Here is a 23,459-nt window from a genome sequence, read left to right as displayed (position 1 = left end):
CACCTCATTTCTTAATCATCAAAGTCTGATCTATGTTTTGTTGAAATGCCTTTTGCTGCTTTTTTTACATGTTGTGGTCTTGCTTGTACATCACGTGTATCAATCATTGTTAAAGGGAAACGAATCCAAGAATCTTTAACAGATTGTTGTCTTGTTGGATAGAACAAAGCGTACGGCTTGCGTAAAGAAGTAAGTCTAAATAGATGGGTAAATAAAAAGATAAATCCAAGAGAAATCCCGAAGAGACCACCTATTTCTGCAAATATGAGAAACGGGAAACGTAGTAATCGAACCGCATTACCCATTTTATAAATAGGTGTAATAAAGGAAGCGAGTGCTGATAAAGCAACGATAATTAATAAAATGTTACTCGTTAAACCAGCTTGTACAGATGCTTGCCCGATTACGATACCGCCTACAATACCGAGCGTTTGACCAACTTTCATCGGTAACCTCGCGCCAGCTTCTCTCAGTAAATCGATTGCAAGTTCTAAAAATAGTGCTTCAATTAAAGGTGGGAATGGTACTTGTGCTCTTGATAAAATTAAAGTTTCAAGTAAATCACTTGGAATAAGTTCATAATGATAATTTAAAACTGCAACGTATAACGGTGTAGCGCAAATTGAAAATAGAACGGCAATTAATCTTAAAATCCTTGAAAATGTAGCGTACATCCAGGAGACGTTGTAGTCTTCTGGTGAAATGAAAAAATCAAAATAGGATACAGGTGTTAGTAAAACACTTGGAGAACCGTCCACAAAAATAGCGATTTTACCATCGATTAGTGCTTTTGTAACTCTATCAGTACGCTCTGTATTGATATAGAGAGGAAAGATCGATTTTTCACCCATTAATTCTTGTAAATAAGCACTATCATTAATTTGATCATATTCAAGAGCGCGTAAAGACTCTTCTAGAAAATCTACATTATCTTTTTCAGCAAGGTTGTCTAAATACATCATGACAACTTTTGTTTTGGAAAACTCACCAACAATCATCTCTTTTGTTTGTAAATCCAAAACAGGAAGACGTTTTCGAACTAAATTAATATTTGTATCAATATCCTCTACAAAACCTTCTTGCGGACCAATAACAGTCGATTCGTTTAAAGGAGGAGTTGGTGCACGATAATTATCAATTGCAATATTTGCGAGCATACATTTTTGATCTTGTTGATTTACTTGAACGATCGCATGCCCCTTTAACACCATGTCCTCAATTTTTTGTAAATCGTTCGTAATTGTAATGCCACTCATCGGAATATGCTCTTTCAGCTCTTCTAGTGAAGCATTAGGTCGTTCTAAAAGAGTAGGCATTAAATACTTTTGCAATTTCTCACCATCAAGAGAAGGACGATAGTAAGAAATCCAATAAGGCATCGTTTCATCGTCAGATGTGTGATAATTAACGAAATCACTAGACTTTTTGAGTTTCTCTATTAAATCTTGTAGAGAATGAATACGGTCTTTTTCTGGTTTCGTAAAATCATAAATACTATTACCTTTAGAGTTTTGCTGTTTACCTTGGTCAGAGTTGTCTTGTTTAGAGTTTTGCTGTTTACCTTGGTCAGAGTTGTCTTGTTTAGAGTTTTGCTGTTTACCTTGGTCAGAGTTGTCTTGTTTAGAGTTTTGTTGTTTACCTTGATCAGAGTTGTCTTGTTTAGAGTTTTGCTGTTTACCTTGGTCAGAGTTGTCTTGTTTAGAGTTTTGCTGTTTACCTTGATCAGAGTTGTCTTGTTTAGAGTTTTGCTGTTTACCTTGATCAGAGTTGTCTTGTTTAGAGTTTTGCTGTTTACCTTGATCAGAGTTGTCTTGTTTAGAGTTTTGCTTAGCGTGTTGTTGTTTATTTTGATCACGGTCATCTTGTTCAGAGTGTTGCTGTTTCTCTTGATCCGAATGATCTTGCTTAGAGCGTTGTTGTTGATTCTGATTGGATTCATTTTGCTTAGTATGTTGTTGCGGACCTTGAGAAGACTCCTTATGTCCCTCTTTTTTTTGCTCGCCATTGTTATCTTTATTATGCTTCATACTTCTATTCAGTTTTTTGTTATCACCCTCTTGATTGTTAGCGTGTTGCTCCGAGTTATCTGTTTCGTTTTTCTCTGTTGTATTTGATTTTTTTTTCTTACGTAGCCAATTCCAAATCATATGTATGCCCTCTTTAATTGTGTAATATAGTGCTATTTTGTGGCTAATTTTGTATATTATTCATTTATTTATGAAAAGAAGGAGGAGATTGGTTTGCATAGAAAAAATCCTTTAGTAAGCAGTACATACTATGACGAGAAGAGGGCGAGTCTGTGCAAATTGTAAAAAAGGAGAAATTTATTTTAAAGGAGTTTACATTTGAAAATGGTAGGACAATTCCTGTTCAAATGGGGTATGAGACTTATGGTACTTTAAATAGAGAAAGGTCAAATGCGATTTTGGTTTGTCATTATTTTAGTGCAACTAGTCACGCAGCAGGAAAATATACAGCGCATGATGAGGAGTCTGGCTGGTGGGACGGTTTAATTGGACCAGGAAAAGCAATTGATACAAATAAATACTTTGTTATATGTACTGATAATCTTTGTAATGTGCAGGTGAAGAGCCCGTATGTAATTACAACGGGACCGAAATCGATTAATCCGAAAACTGGAGATGAATATGCGATGGACTTTCCAGTTTTTACATTTCTTGATGTAGCTCGTATGCAATATGAGTTAATAAAAGATATGGGAATCGCAAGGCTACATGCTGTAATGGGACCGTCAGCTGGCGGGATGATTGCGCAGCAATGGGCTGTTCATTATCCTCATATGGTAGAGCGGATGATTGGTGTTATTACGAACCCGCAAAATCCAATTATTACGTCGGTAAATGTAGCGCAAAATGCAATTGAGGCTATCGAGCTGGATCCAAGTTGGAAGGGCGGAAAATATGGAGAAGAGCAGCCAATGAAGGGGCTTCATTTAGCAAATAGAATGATGTTTATGAACGCGTTTGACGAGCATTTTTACGAAACGACATTTCCTCGTAATAGTATAGAGAAAGAGCCTTATGAAACATTTTCTGCATTAACATCATTTGAGAAAGAAATTAATAAAGTGACAAATAGAAGTATAGCTTTAGTTGATGCAAATTCATGGATGTATACCGCGAAAGCAGTTTTATTACATGATATTGCGCATGGATTTTCGTCTTTAGAAGAGGCACTGTCTAATATAGAAGCAAATGTACTTATGATTCCGTGTAAACAAGATTTGCTTCAGCCGTCACGTTATAATTATAAAATGGTAGACATGTTGCAAAAACAAGGGAAGTATGCGGAAGTGTATGAGATAGAAAGTATAAATGGACATATGGCGGGAGCATTTGATATTCATTTATTTGAAAAGAAAGTTTATGAATTTTTAAATCGGAAAGTGTCTAGTTTTGTGTAGAAAATAAATGATGTGAAAAAGGTGCAATGTATGTAGTAGGCACCTTTTTTTACATGATTTGTAGGCGAAAAATATATGTGGCAATTGCTATACCGAAGAATGCGATACTAAGCAATAGAAATAAGAATGACATTTCTTGTGGTGATTTTATCTTTCTATTATTTTTCATACTAAGTGCAATAATTGCAGCGATTAAGAAAATGATGCCCATAATGAAAAGGAAAAGTGTCATTTTCATTGGCTCCTTTCATAAAACAAGTATATTGAGGATACAATGCAAGGGTTATGTTTGTAAAGAATAAGTTTTGCGAGAAAATTGAGAAATAGTTTTTCGATTCTTTGCGTTCTTTCTTTTGCGTGCTAAAATTGATAGAGAATGTTCGTTAAAAAAGAAAATAAAGGTTTTATTTTATATAAGGAGGAACAACATATGACAGAAGTTAAAACAATTACTACAGAAGAAGTGCAAGAGCGTTTAGAAAAAGGAGAAACGTTATTTTTAGTAGACGTAAGGGAAGATGAAGAAGTAGCGGCAGGAAAAATTCCAGAAGCTGTACATATTAAAATGGGCGATATCCCAAATAAAGTAGATTTCTTTGATAAAGAGAATGAATATATCTTTATTTGTCGTTCGGGAATGCGCAGTGAAAATGTATGTCATTATTTAAATGAGCAAGGATTTAAAACAGTGAACATGGTAGGCGGCATGCTTCAATATGAAGGAGAAACGAAATAAGTAGTTTAAAAAACTTGAAACGAGTCTGTTTCAAGTTTTTTTCTTTTGCATACAGTGTACAAAAGGGGGATAGGTAAATGGGGATTAATATGCGTAAAGTAAAAATTATTAACAATACAGGAGCCGTTAATGTTGGCGACTGTTATAATATCGCGCCTTTTGCTGTATCGAAAGCTTATGCGGGTGCTGGAGGATCAAGTGCGGCTATTTTTTTAAATGGAAAAAGGCAGCCACCAGAGGTGATTCGAACATCAGTATTTCTTCCACCATTATCAACGAGTACACGTACATTGGGTTAATAAAGGAAAGGTAGAGTGTTAGTATGCCAGCACATATAAAAGAGTTTGTTATTGTGAATAACACTGGGAATATATTTACGGGTGATAATTTGAGTGATACGTCATTTACTGCTTCGAAATCCTATAGTGGTTCAATGGGATGCACTTGGATTGACGTTGTTACAGTAATAGGGACGGAAACGAAGCTTTGTTTACAGCCGGGTGATTCGGTGACGACAACATATACAAGAGGCACCCCTGCTGGTACTGTAACAGGAACAAATATGGGGCAAAGTGTAAATGCATCGGGTATAGCGCAAGCTGTCCCTAATACAGATAATATGGATTCAGTTGCTGGACTCCCTTAAGAAATTAAGGGAGTTTTTATTATTTAAAATAAAAATAGTCTTTGAGATTATTTTTGTAAATACATATTAAGAAGAGGTTTGTAATGTAAAAAAGATGGTGTGTAGGTGGTGAAAGTATGAAAGAGCGCGATAAGCAAAATTCATTAAACTCTAATTTCAGAATCTCACCAAATCTTATTGGACCTACCTTTCCTCCTGTTCCAACGGGATTTACTGGTATTGGGATTACTGGTCCAACTGGTCCACAAGGCCCGACAGGACCTCAAGGGCCAAGGGGATTACAAGGTCCAATGGGAGAGCTGGGCCCGACAGGACCTCAAGGAGTACAAGGAATTCAAGGACCTGTTGGGTCAATAGGTGCAACGGGACCAGAAGGACAGCAGGGGCCACAAGGATTAAGGGGACCACAGGGAGAAACTGGAGCGACAGGACCTCAAGGAGTGCAAGGATTGCAAGGTCCAGCTGGTCCAACCGGAGCGACAGGAGCACAAGGTATACAAGGTATACAGGGATTACAAGGGCCCATTGGAGCTACCGGGCCAGAGGGACCACAAGGAATCCAAGGAGTGCAAGGATTACCTGGGGCAACTGGTCCACAAGGAATACAAGGGGCACAAGGAATGCAAGGGCTACAAGGACCGAGTGGAAATACAGGGGCAACCGGAGCGACTGGTCAGGGGATAACAGGTCCGACAGGAGTAACAGGTCCGACAGGGATCACTGGCCCGTCAGGAGGACCTCCTGGTCCGACGGGGCCAACTGGTGCGACAGGTCCGGGCGGTGGACCGAGTGGAAGTACAGGAGCAACAGGTCCAGAGGGGCCGCAAGGAGTGCAAGGTGCTCAAGGGGGGATTGGTCCAACCGGTCCGATGGGGCCGCAAGGAGTGCAAGGAGTACAAGGAATTCAAGGAGCGACGGGCGCACAAGGAGTGCAAGGTCCACAAGGAATACAAGGAATACAAGGTCCGACGGGGGCAACAGGAGATACGGGAGCAACCGGAGCGACAGGGGAAGGCACTACAGGCCCAACAGGAGTAACCGGTCCAACAGGGATAACAGGCCCATCTGGAGGACCAGCCGGACCGACCGGCCCAACGGGGCCATCAGGTCCGGCGGGAGTAACAGGTCCATCTGGTGGACCACCTGGCCCAACAGGAGCAACCGGGGCGACAGGAGTAACAGGAGATACTGGGGCAACAGGCTCAACTGGAGTGACAGGAGCGACGGGAGAAACGGGAGCAACCGGAGTGACGGGTTTACAAGGTCCGCAAGGAATCCAAGGAGTGCAAGGAGAGATAGGTCCGACGGGTCCCCAAGGTGTTCAAGGTCCGCAAGGAATTCAAGGAGTAACGGGGGCCACAGGAGATCAAGGTCCGCAAGGGGTTCAAGGCCCACAAGGCGACATAGGTCCAACCGGCCCACAAGGAATTCAAGGCCCACAAGGTTCTCAAGGAATCCAAGGAGCGACAGGGGGAACAGGAGCACAAGGTCCACAGGGAATCCAAGGTCCGCAAGGTGACGTAGGTCCGACTGGGCCACAAGGTCCAACTGGAATTCAAGGGATACAAGGAGAGCTAGGTCCAACCGGTCCAGAAGGCCCAGAGGGACTTCAGGGTCCGCAAGGAATACAAGGTGTTCAAGGGCCAGTTGGAGCAACGGGTCCAGAGGGTCCTCAGGGGATACAAGGCATTCAAGGAGTGCAAGGAGCAACAGGCTCACAAGGTCCACAAGGAATTCAGGGAATCCAAGGAGTGCAAGGGATAACGGGAGCAACTGGAGCACAAGGAGCAACTGGAATTCAAGGGATACAAGGGGAAATAGGAGCAACCGGTCCAGAGGGCCCACAAGGAGTGCAAGGAGTACAAGGAGAGATAGGTCCAACCGGTCCAATGGGGCCCCAAGGAGTGCAAGGAGTGCAAGGAATTCAAGGAGCGACGGGCGCACAAGGAGTGCAAGGTCCACAAGGAATTCAAGGAATACAAGGTCCGACGGGGGCAACAGGAGATACGGGAGCAACCGGAGCGACAGGGGAAGGCACTACAGGCCCAACAGGAGTAACCGGTCCAACAGGGGTAACAGGCCCATCTGGAGGACCAGCCGGACCGACCGGCCCAACGGGGCCATCAGGTCCGGCGGGAGTAACAGGTCCATCTGGTGGACCACCTGGCCCGACAGGAGCAACCGGAGCGACAGGAGTAACAGGAGATACCGGGGCGACAGGCTCAACTGGAGTGACAGGAGCGACAGGAGCAACGGGAGCAACCGGAGTGACGGGTTTACAGGGACCGCAAGGAATCCAAGGTGTTCAAGGAGAGATAGGTCCAACCGGTCCACAGGGTATTCAAGGTCCCCAAGGAATCCAAGGAGTAACGGGGGCTACAGGAGCACAAGGTCCCCAAGGAATTCAAGGCCCACAAGGCGACATAGGTCCAACTGGCTCACAAGGAATTCAAGGTCCACAAGGCCCTCAAGGAATCCAAGGAGCGACGGGGGCCACAGGAGCACAAGGTCCACAGGGAATCCAAGGTCCGCAAGGTGACATAGGTCCGACCGGCCCACAAGGCCCACAAGGAATTCAAGGCCCGCAAGGAATTCAAGGTCCAACGGGAGCTACAGGAGCAACCGGAGCGACAGGTCTCCAAGGAATTCAAGGCCCACAAGGAATTCAAGGCCCGCAAGGAATTCAAGGTCCAACGGGAGCTACAGGGGCAACCGGAGCGACAGGTCCCCAAGGAATTCAAGGCCCACAAGGAATTCAAGGCCCGCAAGGAATTCAAGGTCCAACGGGAGCTACAGGGGCAACCGGAGCGACAGGTCCCCAAGGAATTCAAGGCCCGCAAGGAACTCAAGGTCCAACGGGAGCTACAGGGGCAACCGGAGCAACAGGTTCACAAGGCCCAACTGGAGATACAGGTCCAACCGGAGCTGGAGCCACTGGAGCGACCGGGGCGACTGGAGTTAGTACAACTGCAACGTATGCATTTGCGAATAATACATCTGGAACCGCTATTTCCGTTTTATTAGGTGGCACGAATATTCCGTTACCAAACAATCAAAATATTGGACCGGGAATAACTGTTAGTGGTGGGAATACTGTATTTACAGTTGCAAGTGCAGGGAATTATTATATAGCTTATACAATTAATCTAACGGCAGGATTACTTGTAAGTTCTCGTATAACTGTAAATGGCAGTCCGCTTGCGGGAACGATAAACGCTCCGACAGTTGCTACTGGTTCATTTAGTGCAACGATCATTGCTAATTTGCCTGCTGGAGCTGCTATTAGTCTGCAGTTATTTGGATTAGTTGCAATCGCTACATTATCTACGGCAACGCCAGGAGCTACTTTAACTATTATTAGATTAAGTTAATAGGAAGAAAACCTTGGGGCTTTTATGCTTCAAGGTTTTTACCTCGTTATTCGTAGGTAATCTAATTGGTTAGGAAAGTTTTACTTTATTCACTCGAGCAAAAACATCGCAGTTCGAAAATATATTATAATAGAATGAAAAGAGAGAAATTTGGCAGAAAGGGAGGGTGGCGATGCAGGAGATGGTTACAGATTTTTTTGGACGCCCGCTTCAAGATTTACGTATATCTGTCATTGATCGTTGCAATTTTAGATGTACATATTGTATGCCAGCGGAAGTGTTTGGGCCAGATTATGCTTTTTTGAAAGATGAGTTTTTACTGACGTTTGATGAAATTGAGCGATTGGCAAGATTATTTGTTAGTATCGGTGTACGAAAAATTAGACTTACTGGTGGCGAGCCACTACTTCGTAAAGATTTAACAAAACTTATTGCACGTCTCATGAAAATTGACGGGCTATTAGATATAGGGTTAACGACCAATGCAATTCATTTAACGAAGCAAGCAAAAGTATTAAAAGAAGCTGGATTACATAGAGTAAATGTTAGTTTGGATGCAATAGATGATGATGTATTTAAGGCTATTAATGGCCGGAATATTAATACGAAACCTGTTATAAAGGGAATTATGGCTGCAAAAGAGGCCGGGCTTGATGTAAAGGTAAATATGGTTGTGAAAAAAGGGATGAATGATCATCAAGTACTTCCAATGGCTGCGTATTTTAAAGAGCAAGGAATCTCGCTTAGGTTTATTGAGTTTATGGATGTTGGTAGTACAAATGGATGGAACTTTGATCAAGTCGTTACGAAACGAGAGTTAATTGAGATGATTCATCGCGTGTATCCGCTTGAGCCAGTTGAAGCACATTATTTTGGTGAAGTTGCGAAGCGATATCGTTACGTTGGAACAAATACTGAAGTCGGTTTTATTACTTCTGTTTCTGAGTCCTTTTGTTCCTCTTGTACGAGAGCGAGAATTTCAGCAGATGGAAAGTTTTATACTTGCTTATTTGCGACAGAGGGACTCGACCTAAGGGAACTTCTTAGAGGAAATCTTTCGGATGAGGAGTTAGTAAGCGTTATACAAGATGTATGGATGAATAGAAAAGATAGGTATTCGGATGAACGGACGGAAGAAAGTGCAAAAAATCGTCCGAAAATTGAAATGTCTTATATAGGAGGATAAGAAAGGAGGCTATCGTATGCAGGAGCGATATTCAAGGCAAATATTATTTGCTGGTGTTGGAGAAGAAGGACAGAGAAAAATTAGAGAAAAGCATGTGCTTATTATTGGTGCGGGAGCTCTTGGCGCAGCAAATGCAGAAGCAATTGTTAGAGCAGGTGTTGGAAAAATAACAATTGCGGATCGTGATTATGTAGAGTGGAGTAATTTACAAAGGCAACAATTATATACAGAAGAAGACGCAACGCAGTATAAACCGAAGGCGGTAGCAGCGGCAGAGCATTTAAAAGCGATTAATTCTGAGGTGGAAATAAATCCGGTTGTGACGGATGTAACAGTGCAAGAAATGGAAGAGTTAGTGAAGGATGTAGATTTAATATTAGATGCGACAGATAATTTTGAAACGCGTCTTCTTATTAATGATATTTCACAAAAGTATAATATTCCGTGGATATACGGTGGTTGCGTTGGGAGCTACGGAGTAACGTATACAATTTTACCAGGAAAAACACCGTGTTTCCGCTGTTTAATGGAGCATCCGGCGAGCGGAGCAACATGTGATACGGCTGGTATTATACAGCCGGCAGTACAATTAGTAGTTGCGCATCAAATAACGGAAGCGCTGAAAATATTAGTAGAAGACTATGGGGCACTTCGCGAAACGATGTTATCGTTTGATCTTTGGAATAATCAACAGATGGCATTTAAAGTGAATAGACAGAAAAAAGAAACGTGTTTATCTTGCGGGAGATTACGTACATATCCGAGTTTAACATTTGAAGCACAAACGAAAACAGAAGTGTTATGTGGACGAAATACAGTACAAATCCGTCCAGGTGTGCGGAATGAATTTAATTTAGAAGAAATTAAAAAGCGCTTACAAAGAAGTGTGGATGTAAAGGCTACTCCGTATTTAGTATCTTTTCTAGTAGAGGAATTTCGTTTCGTTTTATTTACAGATGGCAGAGCTTTTATTCATGGGACGAATGATATAAATGTAGCAAAACGTTTATATGCAAGATATATAGGTTGAACCTAAAGGGAAATCCTTTAGGTTCAACAGGGAGAAGGTTAAGACTTTCTCGCATAATCTCCACTTTTTCCACCTGTTTTTTCAAGTAAGTACGTTTCGCCAATAATCATACCTTTATCAACAGCTTTACACATATCGTACACAGTAAGAGCGGTAGCGGAAGCAGCTGTTAAAGCTTCCATCTCAACACCGGTGCTACCTTCTGTTTTAACTTTTACTTCAATCAGTAATCGATATTGTTCATCGGATTGTTTCCAATCGAAAGAAACGTCAACACCTTTTAATAATAAAGGATGGCACATTGGGATAATGTCAGAAGTGCGTTTTGCAGCCATAATACCAGCGATTTGTGCAACTGCTAATACGTCACCTTTCCCAATTTCATTATGAGAGATTTTATCGTAAATTTCTTTTGTAACGACAATGCTAGAGCACGCAATTGCTGTTCGAACGGTTGCTTTTTTGTCGCTTATATCAACCATTTTCGCGCGTCCTTGGTCATTAAAGTGTGTGAATGAAGACATGGAATTCCTCCTTGAAGTAATTTCTATTTAATATATAAAGTTTAATCGAGATAAAAAAAATTGCAAATATGGGGTGAGAAACGATGGTAGAAAAACGAATTCCGATTCAAGTTGCTGAGGCAGTAGAGAGAGTAATGGAATATGCGAAAATTGGTGAAGTAGAAGAGGTTTCTATTACGGAAAGTTACGGGAGAATTCTTGGGGAGGATGTTGTCTCTGATCATGACGTTCCTCATTTTGATCGTTCTCCTTACGATGGTTTCGCAATTCGAGCGGAAGATACGAAAGAAGCAAATCAAGAGAATGCAATTGAGTTTGAAGTAATAGGAGAAATCGGAGCGGGGTCTGTTTTTCTAGATGCAGTAGGATCTTTTCAGGCGGTTCGTATTATGACAGGAGCAGCTATTCCAGCGGATTGTAATGCAGTCGTCATGCTAGAGCTGACGGAAGGTTTTGAGAAGGACGGAAAAACATATATGAAGTTAAAGCGTCCGTTTCATAGTGGTGACAATGTGTCATTTAAGGGAGAAGATATAAAGCAAAATCAAGTTCTCGTTCAGAAAGGGGTTGCAATCAATCCAGGTGTTGCGGCCTTATTAGCGACGTTTGGATATAGTACTGTGAAAGTTGTAAAACAGCCTGTTGTTGGTATTGTGACGACAGGAAGTGAATTGTTAGAAGTACATGAGTCGTTACAGCCGGGGAAAATTAGAAATAGTAACTCTTATATGATTGCTGCTCAAATTATGAAAGCCGGAGGTAAAATTCGGTATTATGGCCAACTTGCCGACGAGTTAGATGCATGTTTTACAGCTGTTCAATCAGCGATGGATGAAGTTGATATTTTAATTACGACAGGCGGTGTGTCGGTAGGAGATTATGACTACTTGCCAGCTATTTATGAAAAATTACAAGCGAATGTACTCTTTAATAAAATAGCGATGAGACCAGGAAGTGTAACGACCGTAGCTGAAGTTGATGGAAAGTTACTTTTCGGTTTATCAGGGAATCCGTCAGCTTGTTACGTAGGATTTGAGTTATTTGTGCATCCGGTTATAAAAACATATTTGTATGCGAAAGAACCTCACGTATATAGAGCAGATGCTATTTTACAAAAAGATTTTCCAAAGCCGAATCCGTTTACTCGTTTTGTAAGAGCAAAGGTGACAGTTGTGGACGGGGCATTACAAGCGATGCCGGTCGGTTTAGATAAATCGAGTGCGGTATCTTCACTTGCAGATGCGAATGCTTTTATTGTGTTGCCTGGAGGAACGAGAGGCTTTGAGGCAGGGATGAAAGTGTCTGTATTATTGTTAGAGCACGCTGAGGGATGTGATTGGCCATGGGAAAAGCCCCTTCAATCTTACAAATAGTAGGGTATCAAAATAGTGGGAAAACAACACTTGTTGAGAAATTGGTGCATGCATTAGCCGAAAGTGAAATAAAAGTTGCTACCATTAAACATCACGGACACGGAGGTTTTCCAGAAGTAGCGCAAAAAGATAGTGAAAGGCACCGAAAGGCCGGTGCGATCGTAAGTAGTGTAGAAGGCGCTGGATTACTTTCCATGTCGTCATTAAGAGAAGAATGGTCTTTGCAAGAAATTATTCGCCTATATGAGTTTTTTGAAGTAGATACAATTGTAATCGAGGGCTATAAAAAAGAGAGCTATCCGAAAGTAGTGTTACTTCGTTCTGCGGAAGACGTTGAACTTTTACAGAAAGTAGAAAATATAGTAGCAGTTATTACGTGGTATGATGCTCCTGCAAACTTACGAGAAGAATATAAAGTATTTCATATAACAGAAGAAGAATTGTACATAGACTGGTTTTTACAAACGGTAAGGAGTGCGAAATGACAAATACGTATTATGAAGTAATTGATACAGAAATTTCAATTGAAAAGGTAGCGAATAAGGTTATTCGCCGCGAATGTGGTGCTGTTACAACATTTATTGGAACGGTTAGAGAGTTTACGAAAGGGCGTCGTACATTATACTTAGAATATGTCGCTTATAAAACGATGGCAGAAAAGATGCTAGAGAAAATCGGATTAGAAGTGAAAGAGAAATGGCCAGGTACACACGTTGCGATTACACATCGCATCGGTACACTGCAAATTTCTGATATCGCGGTTGTTGTGGCTGTTTCAACGCCGCATCGTAAAGCGGCTTATGAAGCAAATGAATATATTATGGAACGCATAAAACAAATTGTTCCGATTTGGAAAAAAGAGTTTTGGGAAGATGGAGACTCTTGGATTGGCGATCAATTAGAAAAAACGCCATATCCGGCGGGAGAGCCTGGGAAGGAGTTATAAGTATGATTCGAGTATTGTTATTTGCGAACTTGCAAGAAGAAGCAGGAAGAAGTGAATTACAAATAGCGAAAGAAAATATTACGGTTGCAGAGTTAAAAGATATTGTTGCAACTGAATATAATGTGCCAGTATCGACACCAATTATGGTTGCGATTAATGAAGAATATGCAAATGAAGATGATACGATTCAATCTGGTGATGTTGTTGCACTTATCCCACCAGTGAGCGGTGGTTAATATTGGATTCATTAAAACGACTTTCCTACATAGGGAAAGTCGTTTTTTTATGGCAGTTTTGAGAACACTAATGTATAGAACAAGGAGGGAACTATGAAAAAAATATGTGCAGTTATAACAATGCTATGTGTGGCTTTTTTCTCTTCTTCAAGTGATTCTTTCGCAAAAGAATCAAGAGAACAACTTTTAGAGAGTGCATTATCGAATAGGTACTATTCAGTTATTAGGCAAGTGACAGAAGATCAATATGAATGTGCTTCAGTTATCAATATAAAGCGTCTCGGCAAGAACGGTGAGTTCGTTCCTAGATTTGAAATTACGCTACAATTTCTTACGTTCCAAGGTGCGCATAATCCGCCGAATGATAAAGTTACACTTACTTTGGAGGATCATTTAGATCACGTAAAGATAAAGAAAGTGGAGCGGGAAAAGAATGTTTCTGGTGCTATTGCAGAAAAAGTTTGTGAACGTCAAAAAGAAAAAATAAAAGCTCACTCTACTGATTCAGAGTGATAACCTATGACATTTAGTAAAGAAAGGTAATGAGCGATGGATATATTTTTAGCGATTTTACCAGCTATATTTTGGGGAAGTATTGTGCTATTTAACGTAAAACTGGGCGGGGGGCCTTATAGTCAAACGCTCGGTACAACGTTTGGCGCACTTATTTTCTCAATTGTTGTTTATATTTTTATGAAACCAGTATTGACTCCTACTGTTATCGGAGTTGGGATTGTATCAGGTTTATTTTGGGCGCTTGGTCAGGCGAATCAATTAAAAAGTATTGATTTAATGGGCGTTTCAAGGACGATGCCCATTTCAACAGGACTTCAATTAGTTGCGACAACTTTATTTGGAGTCATCGTATTTCATGAGTGGTCCACAACAATATCAGTCGTCCTTGGTGTATTGGCTCTCGTTTGTATTATTATCGGTGTTATTTTAACATCGCTTCAAAGTGAAGAAGAAAAGAATGCAGAGCAAGCGGGGAATTTTAAAAGGGGCATTATCATTTTATTTATTTCAACAGTCGGTTATTTAGTTTACGTAGTAGTGATTAGACTGTTTAACGTAGATGGTTGGTCAGCTTTGTTGCCACAAGCAGTTGGTATGGTGTTAGGAGGGATTTTGCTTACGTTTAAACATCATCCATTTAATAAATATGCAATACGAAATATTATTCCAGGATTAATTTGGGCAGCTGGAAATATGTTTTTATTCATTTCGCAACCGCGTGTCGGAGTGGCAACAAGTTTTTCGCTATCGCAAATGGGAATTATTATTTCGACGCTTGGCGGGATTCTTATATTAGGTGAAAGAAAAACGAAACGCCAATTAACAGGGATTGTTGTCGGTATCGTTTTTATTATTGCAGCCGGAATTATGTTAGGTATAGCAAAAAGTTAAAGGAGGTATTGGAATGTATAGTGATTTAGCAGGAAAGGTTGTCGTTATTACAGGATCAGCAACTGGTCTTGGAAGAGCGATAGGAGTAAGGTTTGCTGCGGAGAAAGCAAAAGTAGTAATTAACTATCGCTCACGAGAATCAGAAGCGAATGATGTGTTAGAAGAAATTAAAAAGGTAGGCGGAGAAGCGATTGCTGTAAAAGGTGATGTAACAGTCGAATCAGATGTGGTGAATCTCATTCAATCTGCTGTAAAAGAGTTTGGTACGCTTGACGTTATGATTAATAATGCCGGGATAGAAAATGCGGTACCATCGCATGAAATGCCGCTTGAAGATTGGAATCGGGTAATTAACACAAATTTAACAGGTGCTTTTTTAGGAAGCCGAGAAGCGATTAAATATTTTGTAGAACATGATATTAAAGGGTCTGTCATTAATATGTCTAGTGTTCATGAGAAAATTCCGTGGCCCTTATTCGTGCACTATGCAGCAAGTAAGGGCGGTATGAAACTGATGACAGAAACGTTAGCGATGGAATATGCGCCAAAAGGTATTCGAGTAAATAATATAGGACCAGGTGCAATTAATACGCCGATCAATGCAGAAAAGTTTGCTGATCCTAAAAAACGTGCTGACGTAGAAAGTATGATACCGATGGGCTATATTGGAAAACCAGAAGAAATTGCAGCGGTAGCAACGTGGCTCGCTTCCTCAGAGGCGAGTTATGTAACTGGAATTACGCTATTTGCAGATGGTGGAATGACGTTATATCCATCGTTTCAAGCTGGGCGTGGGTAATAGAAAAGGACGAAGAGATAAAACTCTTCGTCCTTTTTTTACACAAAAAAAATAGCGGCCAGCTATTTTAAATTTAGTGATTAATAGTGTCTTGAAGATATTCTGTTGCTTGATGTTCAGAAACATTTTGCACGAGTGCAACTTCACTAATCATCATTTTTCGGGCGTTATCTAGCATTTGTTTTTCGCTCGCATTTAAAGCTCTCTCTTTATTGCGGCGAAGTAAATCTCGAACAACTTCTGCACTATCTTGCAGATTGCCGTTTTTCATTTTTTCCATATTCATTGTATATCTTTGTTTCCAGGAAAGTGATGTATCTGATTCCCCGTTTTGAAATTCAAGAAGTATATCATCTAACGTACCTTTATCTACGATATAACGAATACCTGATTTTTGTAATTGATCCATCGGAAGCATTACTTGCATATCTTTACTAATGATACGTATTACACAATATTGACGTGTTGTTCCTAATATTTCTTTCTCTTCAATGGCTTCGATGACTCCTGCGCCGTTCATTGGATAAACGATTTTATCACCAATTTGAAACAAATCATCCACCTCCATATGTGGTAACCATCTTTAATGATAGCATAAGTGAATGAAAATGTCAAATTTTATATAATACCATAATAATTATATTTGAGTCAATAAGTAAAAGTTCCTTTTATATATTTTTTTTTGCTTTTACTTATTGAGGATTTTGTTAGAAAAATAGTACAGGCGGAGAAAGGAGGCATATCCACTTATTTTTAAGCATAAAATGTAAAATCGCTAATACAATATACCTAAATCCGTTCTTTGCAAAGGAGGGAGAGAAGGTGGGGCGCACAATAAAAATTGATATTACAAATAAAGTTGTAGCTAAATTTAGGCCAGATTATTTGGAATTATATACGAGTAAATTTATGATAGGTAAGTTTTATGTCTATACTGAAGGTAAACAATATGTGTTAGAAGACGGATATATATATGAAGACGGAAAGTTTTATCGCATCATAGATACGCACCGTGGCAATAATCAAGCGGCGGAGGGCTGCGATCTAGGATGGTGTTAACATGATTCGTGTGAAAGTGTTTGATGAAAGTCACGAAAAAGACTTAGAAGACGCTGTAAATGTTTTTTTGAAAAAGATTGATGATAGTAACTTTGTAGATATTAAGTACCAAGTCGGTGTTTCTATTAATGATGACGAAAACCAAATTTATTGTTTTTCAGCAATGATCGTTTATAAAGCATAAAAAAGAGCTGGGTGAGCCAGCTCTTTTTTATGCTTTATGTTGGGACAACATGTGTCGGTAATACGTTCATAATAGATTGGGTTGTGCCTAATTGTTTTGTAGTTAAAAGAGGCTCCCCTGTCTGATGATTTTGGGCATCTTTACACATACCAAGGTGATAACGATCACCTAAAAATGGATCAATATAAAAACCGTTTTTGAATACTTTATCATTCGGATGTTTTTCATGGTGAATGTCAGAGCAGTTAATGCAATAGAACATAGCTTTCATCCCCTTTTTATTTTTGTTTGAAAAAGTGAGTCGGTAGTCATTTCGCTCCTGAGGAAATGTTGAGGAGAAGAGAAATAACTACCTACTCAAATGGTGGGCATATTCCTTCTGATTTTTCATATCTCGCGTAGTGTCCCTGAGGGAAGGAGGAGAGACGAAATACGCATGATATACGTAAGGCGCTTCTTTCAAGATGAATGATGGAGTTTCATATTGAGAAAAGTTTTTATTTTTTATTGCCTTTGTGAGTATATTATGAGGGAATGCTCAGAGGGTGTTTGTCCTGTTGAAAAAATGTTGAGAATTTCTCAACAGTAAAAAAGAGTTAGCGTTGACATGAAACTAAAAGGTGTTATATTATCTAAGTGTAACCAAAAGGTGTTATATTTGATTGCCGAATAAAGGAGAATGAAAATGGAACAACAAAATCCATTAACTGACATTAAACAAACGATCGTTTTTAACGCGTCTATTCAAAAGGTGTGGAATGTAGTATCAACTGCAGAAGGGATTGCCTCATGGTTTATGCCAAATGATTTCGTATTAGAGGTAGGACATGAATTTCATGTACAATCACCATTTGGACCATCACCATGTAAAGTATTAGAAATCGATGAGCCAAATCATCTATCTTTTTCATGGGATACAGATGGTTGGGTTGTTTCATTTCATCTGAAAGACCTAGGAGATAATAAAACAGAATTTACGTTAATTCACGGCGGCTGGAAACACCCTGATGAAATTCTTCCGAAAGCGAATGCGAAGAGCTCTATTATTCGCGACAGAATGAGCGGAGGCTGGGTAGCGATTGTAAATGAAAAACTGAAAAAGGTTGTCGAAGGCTAAGTGTCCTCATCAGCAGCGAAATATGATGTGTTTCAAGCAATTGCTGATCCAACCCGCCGAGAAGTAATACGGTTATTAAGTGATAAAGAGTTACCGATTTCCAAAATAACGGATCATTTTCCGATGAGTCGTACTGCGGTTGTAAAGCACCTTCATATTCTTTCAGAAGCGAATTTAGTAAGCGGAAGAAAAAGCGGAAGAGAGAAAATATATCGCTTGCATCCAGAACCATTAGAGGAATTACAACAGTGGCTCTCGTATTATGAACGTTTTTGGGATAATAAATTGTCCATGTTGAAACATATTGTGGAGAATGAGGAGTAAAAAGAGGATGACCATTTTGGTCATCCTCTTTCTTATTGCTCACTCGTTTGTGTAGCGGGCTTTAATAAAAGCCAAGCGATAATTAATGTACATACTGCCAATACAAAAGTACTCATATAAATGACGTGTACACTTGATGCTAATGCGGATTGCGATTCAGTTACTACGTTTGTTGTAGTACCTCCATGTCCGCCAGATACAAGATCAAGGTTTTTAATACCACGTGCGTGAATCATCGTATTGAAGATTGTACCGAATATTGCCGCACCTAACGTTTGGCTAAATGTATTAATAAATGTGTTTAAACCAACGGCTGTTCCGCGTGTATGAGCTGGTACGGCTGCTTGAATTGTTACCATGTAAATCGGTGTCACAAGCCCCATTCCTAAGCCGAATAATCCGACTGCTACATAAATAAGGAACGATGGTGAGTTTGTTGATAATGTAAATAATAAGAACGTAGCGACTGATAAAATGCTCGCTCCAAGTAAAATGATTTGTTTCGTTTTTAATTTTCCTACTAAGTTACCAGAGAAAATAGCGCCAAATGTCCACATAACAGGGATTGGCATTAAAATAAGTCCAGCTTCTGTCGCATTTTTTCCTAATACACCTTGGCTCCAAATTGGAAGGTACATTGTAATGCTAATAATCATTGCGCCAGCAATAAGCGTTAATATATTAATCGTAGATAATGTACGGTTAGAGAAAAGTGCTAGCGGAATTAATGGTTCCGGAGATTTTTTCTCGATGAATAAGAAAATAATGAATGAAACGACGGCGAAGATTAATAGGCCGATAATTGTTATGTCTCCCCAGTTTTGCTTACTGCTACCTGTTAATAACGCGTATAGTAGAGCAATCGTACTTAATGAGAATACTGTTGCACCAAGGTAGTCGATATGGTGTTTAGCAGGCTTAATAGATTCTTTGTAGTAAATGGCAATCATTAAGCAGGCGATAATTCCAAATGGAACGTTTAAGAAGAAAATATAACGCCAAGAAAGAGAATCAACTAAAAATCCACCTGCTAACGGTCCGATAACACCAGATACACCCCAAACGGCACTCATCCAGCCTTGTGCTTTTGCGCGGTCTTTCGCTTCGCTATATAAGTCTCCAATAATTGTCATTGTGATCGGCATAACAGCACCAGCACCGATACCTTGAAGCGCACGGAAGAAGATTAATTGTTCCATCGATGTAACGACACCGCAAAGTGCAGAACCGACTAAAAAGATTGTAGCTCCGATAAGTAAAACTTTTTTACGGCCGAATAAATCAGCGAGCTTTCCGTATATTGGAGTTGAAACCGCTGTGGCAAGCATGTAAATTGCATAAACCCAGCTAACAAGTTCAACGCCGGATAAATCACTCGTTATACGAGGGATTGCTGTACTAACAATCGTTCCTTCTACCGCAGAAAGAAACGTCATTAGCATTAAAGACATCATGACTTTTTTTCTCATATGTTTTCCCCTTACCCTTTTTCAAATATTCAACAATATAAAATATAAAGGTACTAAGGTAAATAAAGCAACAAAAAAGCAATGGGAAGTTAGCTGGAGCGTATATTTGTCGTTTTTTGTCGGTAAGTCGATATATTTGAAAAATCGCCGATATAAGTTGCAGAATCGCTGATATATTTGAAAAATCGCCGATATAAGTAGTAGAATCGCTGATATAATTTCATGTACCTATAAAAAAGAAACAGGAATCCCTGTTTCTTTTTTTAATACTTCATTTTCGCGTTTTCTCCAGCTGTCGTTCCGGCAATTCTACCAGTAACGAGAGCAGATGTAATATTATAACCACCAGTATAACCGTGAATATCAAGAACTTCTCCGCAGAAATATAAGCCGTTTGTGAATTTAGACGACATTTCTTTCGGATTAATTTCTTTAACGGATACACCGCCGCCAGTAACGAATGCTTTTTCAATGGACTGCGTACCATTTACATTTACAGTAAATTCTTTAAAGTCTTTCACAAGTGCACGAATCTTCTCATGAGAAACTTGTCCAGCTTGCTCGCTGCCATCAATTTCATTTTTTTCTAATAAGAATAGGAAGTAACGCTCAGGTACATAACCTTTTAAAACGTTTTTAATTCCTTTTTTTGGATCTTCTTTCATTTGTTTCAGCATGCGCTGGAATAGTTGTTCACTATTTTCTTCTGGCAATGCATCGATGCTCATTTGCACTGTATTCGTTTTGAACTTTTTCAGTGCTTTTACAACGAATTGACTACAGCGAAGAGCAGCAGGACCAGATAAACCGAAGTGAGTGAAGAGCATGTCCATTTTGTGAGAAATGATAGCCTTTCCTTTCGGGTTTAATACACTTAAGTTTACGTCTCGTAAAGCAAGTCCTTGCAGTGAACGGTCTCGAATAAATGGTTCGTTTGAAAGGATTGGTACTTCTGTTGGGAATAATTCTGTAATTGTATGACCAGCTTTTTCTGCCCAAGCATATCCGTCTCCAGTAGAACCAGTTTGAGGAACAGATTTTCCGCCAACAGCGATAACGACGTGATTTGTTTCTAGCACTTCGCCAGTCTTTAGTACGACTGCTTTCGTTTGACCATTTTCATATTCAATCGTTTCAACAGGTGTATTCGTGCGGATCTTTACACCTAAATCTTTTAATCGTGTTAAAAGTGCGTCTACTACCGATTGGGCTTTATTTGAAACAGGGAACATGCGGCCATGATCCTCTTCTTTCAGTTTTACACCGAGATTTTCGAAGAATGTAATAATATCTTCATTATTAAAAATAGAAAAAGCGCTGTATAAGAAGCGGCCATTTCCTGGTATATGTTTAACGATCTCATCAAGTGGTAGACGGTTCGTTACGTTACAGCGGCCGCCACCAGAAATCGCAAGTTTACGCCCTAGTTTATTTCCTTTATCAAGAAGTAAGACGCTTGCGCCTTCTTCTGCAGCACCGATTGCAGCCATTAGCCCAGAAGGCCCGCCGCCGATGACAATAACATCATAATGCATAATATATCGACCTCATTTTCTACATTTCCTGCCTAAAAGAATAGCATGTTTTCCCTTAAAAGAAAAATAGAGTGAAGTACTGCTTAAGGAGAGAATTGTGGTACAATACAAAAGTTAGAGTTCAGCACTATCCTGCTATTTGTGGGCCATAGGACTAAAACCTTATGAGTTAGGGGAAGTCTAATAGTTCTCGAATGCTCGAATAGTTCAATTTATTATAGTTTCACTTTACCCCGCATTAACGGGCAGTAAGACTCCCACCTTAAAGTTTGCTTAGGTCAAAGAAGTAGGTGGGAGATTAACTGCCCCTAAATGCCCGATTGGTTCAACTAATAATCAGTGGGGAAGAACACCCCACTGATTAAAGTTTCACTTTATGTAGATGTAGGAGGATTTTTGTATGTCCGATTCGAAATTTCTGCGCGGAACGCTTATCGTTACGTTAGGGACATTTTTAGTGAAGTTCTTAGGCATGATTTACGTCTTTCCGTTTCATGCATTAGTAGGGACAGAAGGCGGAACGCTCTATACATATGGATACATTCCATATACGATCTTTTTAAGTATTGCAACGGCAGGGGTGCCGCTTGCTGTTTCAAAATTCGTTTCCAAATATAATGCGCTTGGCGATTATAAAACGAGCCGGAGAATGTTCCGCTCGGGAATGGTTATGATGATAGTAACAGGAGTTCTTTCATTCCTAGTACTGTACATGACGGCGCCGTTGTTTGCAGAAGCAATGCTTGGTAAACAAAGTGTACACAGTAATATAGGAGAAGTTACGACGATTATTCGTCTTGTAAGTTTTGCGCTTATTGTTGTACCGGCAGCGAGTTTAATTCGTGGTTATTTCCAAGGTCACCAATCGATGGGACCAACTACTGTCTCGCAAATTATTGAACAAATTATTCGTATCGTCTTTTTATTAGCGGGTAGTTTTATCGTTATTAAAGTACTTGGCGGTACAGTTGCAACAGCAGTTGGGGTAGCGACATTTGCTGCATTCGTTTCAGCAGTTGGAGCGCTCGGTGTACTCATTTGGTACTGGCTAAAACGTAAAAAACATTTGGATCAATATTTAATTGAACAAACTGCACCAGAATCGACAGTGAGTACTGTTCAATTATTTAAAGAATTATTTGCATATGCGATTCCTTACGTTGTAATTGGGTTAACAATTCCTTTATATCAACAAATTGATACATTGACATTTAACTCAATTATGCAAGCGATTGGTCAAGGAGATATTGCAGAGCGAGCGCTCGGTATTTTCACAATGTGGACGCATAAATTAATTATGATTCCTGTATCACTTGCGACAGCGTTTAGTTTAACGCTCGTACCAGCGATTACAAAATCATTTACTGAAAAGCAATACCGTTATTTAAAGTTACAAATTACACAAACATTCCAGGCAAATATGTTCTTAACGTTGCCAGCGGTTGTCGGTATTTCATCACTTGCCTATCCGATTTATACTGCATTTTACGATTCAGATCCATTAGGTGGACAAGTATTAATGTGGTATGCACCGGTTGCGTTGTTATTTGCTTTATTTACAGTAACAGCGGCAATTCTGCAAGGTATTAACCAACAAAAGCATGCGATTATCGCACTGATAATGGGTGTTATTTTGAAATTTGTATGTAACGTAATCTTTATTCGTTATTTCGGTACAGTAGGGGCGATTCTAGCAACAGCTGTTGGTTTCCTAGTCTCTGTTTGGTACACAAATCAACAAATTAAAAAATACGCACACTATTCATTCGGTGTTGTATATAAGAGAACATTCCAAATTGCAGTATTAACACTTGTAATGGTCGTTACTGTGAAATTATCACAATGGATTCTATCCTTCATGATTTCACCGGATGGCCGAATGGGCGCTCTTATTACGGTTGCGATTTGTGCAGGTATTGGTGGTCTTGTTTACGGATTGTTAGCAATTCGCACAGGAGTACTTGAAAGAGTATTCGGCGGAGAAGCGTTAGAGAAAATCCAGCGTAAACTTGGCAATAGATTCAAAATAAAGTTGAAATCAAAAGGGGCGTAATTACGTCCCCTTTTCTATGATAAATAAAGAAGGTGAAGAA

At 40.0% G+C, this 23,459-nt stretch carries 26 protein-coding genes; 19 read left to right on the top strand and 7 right to left on the bottom strand.

Features of this window, described 5'->3' with window-relative positions; all coding sequences use genetic code 11:
- Positions 1-11: 11 nt before the first annotated feature.
- The gene (locus ACTFRN_RS18160; protein ID WP_440038353.1) at positions 12-2,147 is read right to left on the bottom strand and encodes a spore germination protein; all 2,136 of its coding nucleotides are present in this window, start codon (positions 2,145-2,147) and stop codon (positions 12-14) included.
- Positions 2,148-2,299: 152 nt separating this feature from the next.
- Between ACTFRN_RS18160 and ACTFRN_RS18155 the strand changes: the two genes are divergently transcribed.
- On the top strand, positions 2,300-3,424 hold the full coding sequence (locus ACTFRN_RS18155; protein WP_001167606.1) for an alpha/beta fold hydrolase: 1,125 nt from the start codon (positions 2,300-2,302) through the stop codon (positions 3,422-3,424).
- A 49-nt stretch (positions 3,425-3,473) separates the two neighbouring features.
- On the opposite strand, the gene ACTFRN_RS18150 is transcribed toward ACTFRN_RS18155, so the two are convergent.
- A complete protein-coding gene (locus ACTFRN_RS18150; protein ID WP_000171883.1) occupies positions 3,474-3,656 on the bottom strand; it encodes a hypothetical protein in 183 nt (60 codons plus the stop codon).
- A 198-nt stretch (positions 3,657-3,854) separates the two neighbouring features.
- Between ACTFRN_RS18150 and ACTFRN_RS18145 the strand changes: the two genes are divergently transcribed.
- The 6 genes from ACTFRN_RS18145 (at position 3,855) to ACTFRN_RS18120 (ending at position 10,393) form a co-directional block, all read left to right on the top strand.
- Positions 3,855-4,160 (top strand): rhodanese-like domain-containing protein, encoded by a 306-nt coding sequence (locus ACTFRN_RS18145; RefSeq protein ID WP_000141203.1) that lies wholly within the window; start codon positions 3,855-3,857, stop codon positions 4,158-4,160.
- A gap of 77 nt (positions 4,161-4,237) precedes the next feature.
- A complete protein-coding gene (locus tag ACTFRN_RS18140) occupies positions 4,238-4,459 on the top strand; it encodes a spore germination protein (RefSeq protein ID WP_000512597.1) in 222 nt (73 codons plus the stop codon).
- 23 nt (positions 4,460-4,482) lie between these two features.
- Positions 4,483-4,806 carry a hypothetical protein gene (locus ACTFRN_RS18135; protein ID WP_001110853.1) on the top strand — a complete coding sequence of 108 codons (324 nt, stop codon included), beginning with the start codon at positions 4,483-4,485 and terminating at the stop codon, positions 4,804-4,806.
- 116 nt (positions 4,807-4,922) lie between these two features.
- Entirely contained in the window at positions 4,923-8,177 is a 3,255-nt protein-coding gene (locus ACTFRN_RS18130) for a BclA C-terminal domain-containing protein (protein ID WP_440038351.1), read from the top strand.
- Positions 8,178-8,349: 172 nt separating this feature from the next.
- The gene (gene moaA / locus ACTFRN_RS18125) at positions 8,350-9,363 is read left to right on the top strand and encodes a GTP 3',8-cyclase MoaA (RefSeq protein ID WP_001157146.1); all 1,014 of its coding nucleotides are present in this window, start codon (positions 8,350-8,352) and stop codon (positions 9,361-9,363) included.
- Positions 9,364-9,379: 16 nt separating this feature from the next.
- Positions 9,380-10,393, top strand: a complete 1,014-nt coding sequence (locus tag ACTFRN_RS18120; protein WP_049113156.1) for a molybdopterin-synthase adenylyltransferase MoeB — start codon at positions 9,380-9,382, stop codon at positions 10,391-10,393.
- A gap of 38 nt (positions 10,394-10,431) precedes the next feature.
- On the opposite strand, the gene moaC is transcribed toward ACTFRN_RS18120, so the two are convergent.
- Positions 10,432-10,917, bottom strand: coding sequence for a cyclic pyranopterin monophosphate synthase MoaC (gene moaC, locus ACTFRN_RS18115; RefSeq protein WP_000094140.1), 486 nt, complete (start codon positions 10,915-10,917; stop codon positions 10,432-10,434).
- 83 nt (positions 10,918-11,000) lie between these two features.
- On the opposite strand from moaC, the gene moeA reads away from it, so the two are divergent.
- The 7 genes from moeA to ACTFRN_RS18080 all read left to right on the top strand — a co-directional run bounded on the left by moeA (position 11,001) and on the right by ACTFRN_RS18080 (position 15,678).
- Positions 11,001-12,290: a molybdopterin molybdotransferase MoeA gene (moeA, locus tag ACTFRN_RS18110; protein ID WP_074567784.1), complete on the top strand. Its 1,290-nt coding sequence runs from the start codon at positions 11,001-11,003 to the stop codon at positions 12,288-12,290.
- Positions 12,260-12,775 (top strand): molybdopterin-guanine dinucleotide biosynthesis protein B, encoded by a 516-nt coding sequence (gene mobB, locus ACTFRN_RS18105; protein WP_049113164.1) that lies wholly within the window; start codon positions 12,260-12,262, stop codon positions 12,773-12,775. The genes moeA and mobB overlap by 31 nt, the downstream gene beginning before the upstream one ends.
- Entirely contained in the window at positions 12,772-13,236 is a 465-nt protein-coding gene (gene moaE, locus ACTFRN_RS18100; RefSeq protein ID WP_061183144.1) for a molybdopterin synthase catalytic subunit MoaE, read from the top strand. Before mobB ends, moaE begins: the two co-directional genes overlap by 4 nt.
- Before the next feature lie 2 nt (positions 13,237-13,238).
- Entirely contained in the window at positions 13,239-13,472 is a 234-nt protein-coding gene (gene moaD / locus ACTFRN_RS18095; RefSeq protein WP_000621784.1) for a molybdopterin converting factor subunit 1, read from the top strand.
- Positions 13,473-13,565: 93 nt separating this feature from the next.
- Positions 13,566-13,985 carry a DUF3888 domain-containing protein gene (locus tag ACTFRN_RS18090; protein ID WP_088106195.1) on the top strand — a complete coding sequence of 140 codons (420 nt, stop codon included), beginning with the start codon at positions 13,566-13,568 and terminating at the stop codon, positions 13,983-13,985.
- 36 nt (positions 13,986-14,021) lie between these two features.
- Positions 14,022-14,879, top strand: coding sequence for a glucose uptake protein GlcU (gene glcU, locus ACTFRN_RS18085; protein ID WP_000350850.1), 858 nt, complete (start codon positions 14,022-14,024; stop codon positions 14,877-14,879).
- Positions 14,880-14,892: 13 nt separating this feature from the next.
- Entirely contained in the window at positions 14,893-15,678 is a 786-nt protein-coding gene (locus tag ACTFRN_RS18080) for a glucose 1-dehydrogenase (RefSeq protein ID WP_000286661.1), read from the top strand.
- A gap of 73 nt (positions 15,679-15,751) precedes the next feature.
- Here ACTFRN_RS18080 and ACTFRN_RS18075 read toward each other — a convergent pair whose 3' ends face one another.
- A complete protein-coding gene (locus ACTFRN_RS18075; RefSeq protein WP_001993652.1) occupies positions 15,752-16,246 on the bottom strand; it encodes a CarD family transcriptional regulator in 495 nt (164 codons plus the stop codon).
- 254 nt (positions 16,247-16,500) lie between these two features.
- Here ACTFRN_RS18075 and ACTFRN_RS18070 point away from each other — a divergent pair, with 254 nt between their 5' ends.
- Positions 16,501-16,737 carry a DUF2553 family protein gene (locus ACTFRN_RS18070; protein WP_000533800.1) on the top strand — a complete coding sequence of 79 codons (237 nt, stop codon included), beginning with the start codon at positions 16,501-16,503 and terminating at the stop codon, positions 16,735-16,737.
- A gap of 1 nt (position 16,738) precedes the next feature.
- Positions 16,739-16,921, top strand: coding sequence for a sporulation protein Cse60 (locus ACTFRN_RS18065; protein WP_000621751.1), 183 nt, complete (start codon positions 16,739-16,741; stop codon positions 16,919-16,921).
- 34 nt (positions 16,922-16,955) lie between these two features.
- Here ACTFRN_RS18065 and ACTFRN_RS18060 read toward each other — a convergent pair whose 3' ends face one another.
- Positions 16,956-17,183, bottom strand: coding sequence for a DUF3973 domain-containing protein (locus ACTFRN_RS18060; RefSeq protein ID WP_000498992.1), 228 nt, complete (start codon positions 17,181-17,183; stop codon positions 16,956-16,958).
- A 423-nt stretch (positions 17,184-17,606) separates the two neighbouring features.
- Here ACTFRN_RS18060 and ACTFRN_RS18055 point away from each other — a divergent pair, with 423 nt between their 5' ends.
- Positions 17,607-18,038 carry an SRPBCC family protein gene (locus ACTFRN_RS18055; protein WP_014893469.1) on the top strand — a complete coding sequence of 144 codons (432 nt, stop codon included), beginning with the start codon at positions 17,607-17,609 and terminating at the stop codon, positions 18,036-18,038.
- A complete protein-coding gene (locus tag ACTFRN_RS18050; RefSeq protein WP_000098837.1) occupies positions 18,039-18,362 on the top strand; it encodes an ArsR/SmtB family transcription factor in 324 nt (107 codons plus the stop codon). It abuts the gene before it with no gap.
- 32 nt (positions 18,363-18,394) lie between these two features.
- On the opposite strand, the gene ACTFRN_RS18045 is transcribed toward ACTFRN_RS18050, so the two are convergent.
- A complete protein-coding gene (locus ACTFRN_RS18045; protein ID WP_088106196.1) occupies positions 18,395-19,831 on the bottom strand; it encodes an MDR family MFS transporter in 1,437 nt (478 codons plus the stop codon).
- A 263-nt stretch (positions 19,832-20,094) separates the two neighbouring features.
- Positions 20,095-21,366 (bottom strand): NAD(P)/FAD-dependent oxidoreductase, encoded by a 1,272-nt coding sequence (locus ACTFRN_RS18040; RefSeq protein ID WP_014893470.1) that lies wholly within the window; start codon positions 21,364-21,366, stop codon positions 20,095-20,097.
- A 400-nt stretch (positions 21,367-21,766) separates the two neighbouring features.
- Between ACTFRN_RS18040 and ACTFRN_RS18035 the strand changes: the two genes are divergently transcribed.
- Complete coding sequence (locus ACTFRN_RS18035; protein WP_049110715.1) at positions 21,767-23,419, top strand: putative polysaccharide biosynthesis protein; 1,653 nt, start codon at positions 21,767-21,769, stop codon at positions 23,417-23,419.
- The last annotated feature ends 40 nt before the right edge of the window (positions 23,420-23,459 follow it).

Source organism: Bacillus cereus group sp. MYBK245-2 (genome assembly GCF_051916145.1).
Taxonomy (GTDB): Bacteria; Bacillota; Bacilli; order Bacillales; family Bacillaceae_G; genus Bacillus_A; species Bacillus_A pacificus.
The sequence above is the reverse complement of the archived record's forward strand: the minus strand, read 5'-3'. Positions and strand labels throughout refer to the sequence as shown.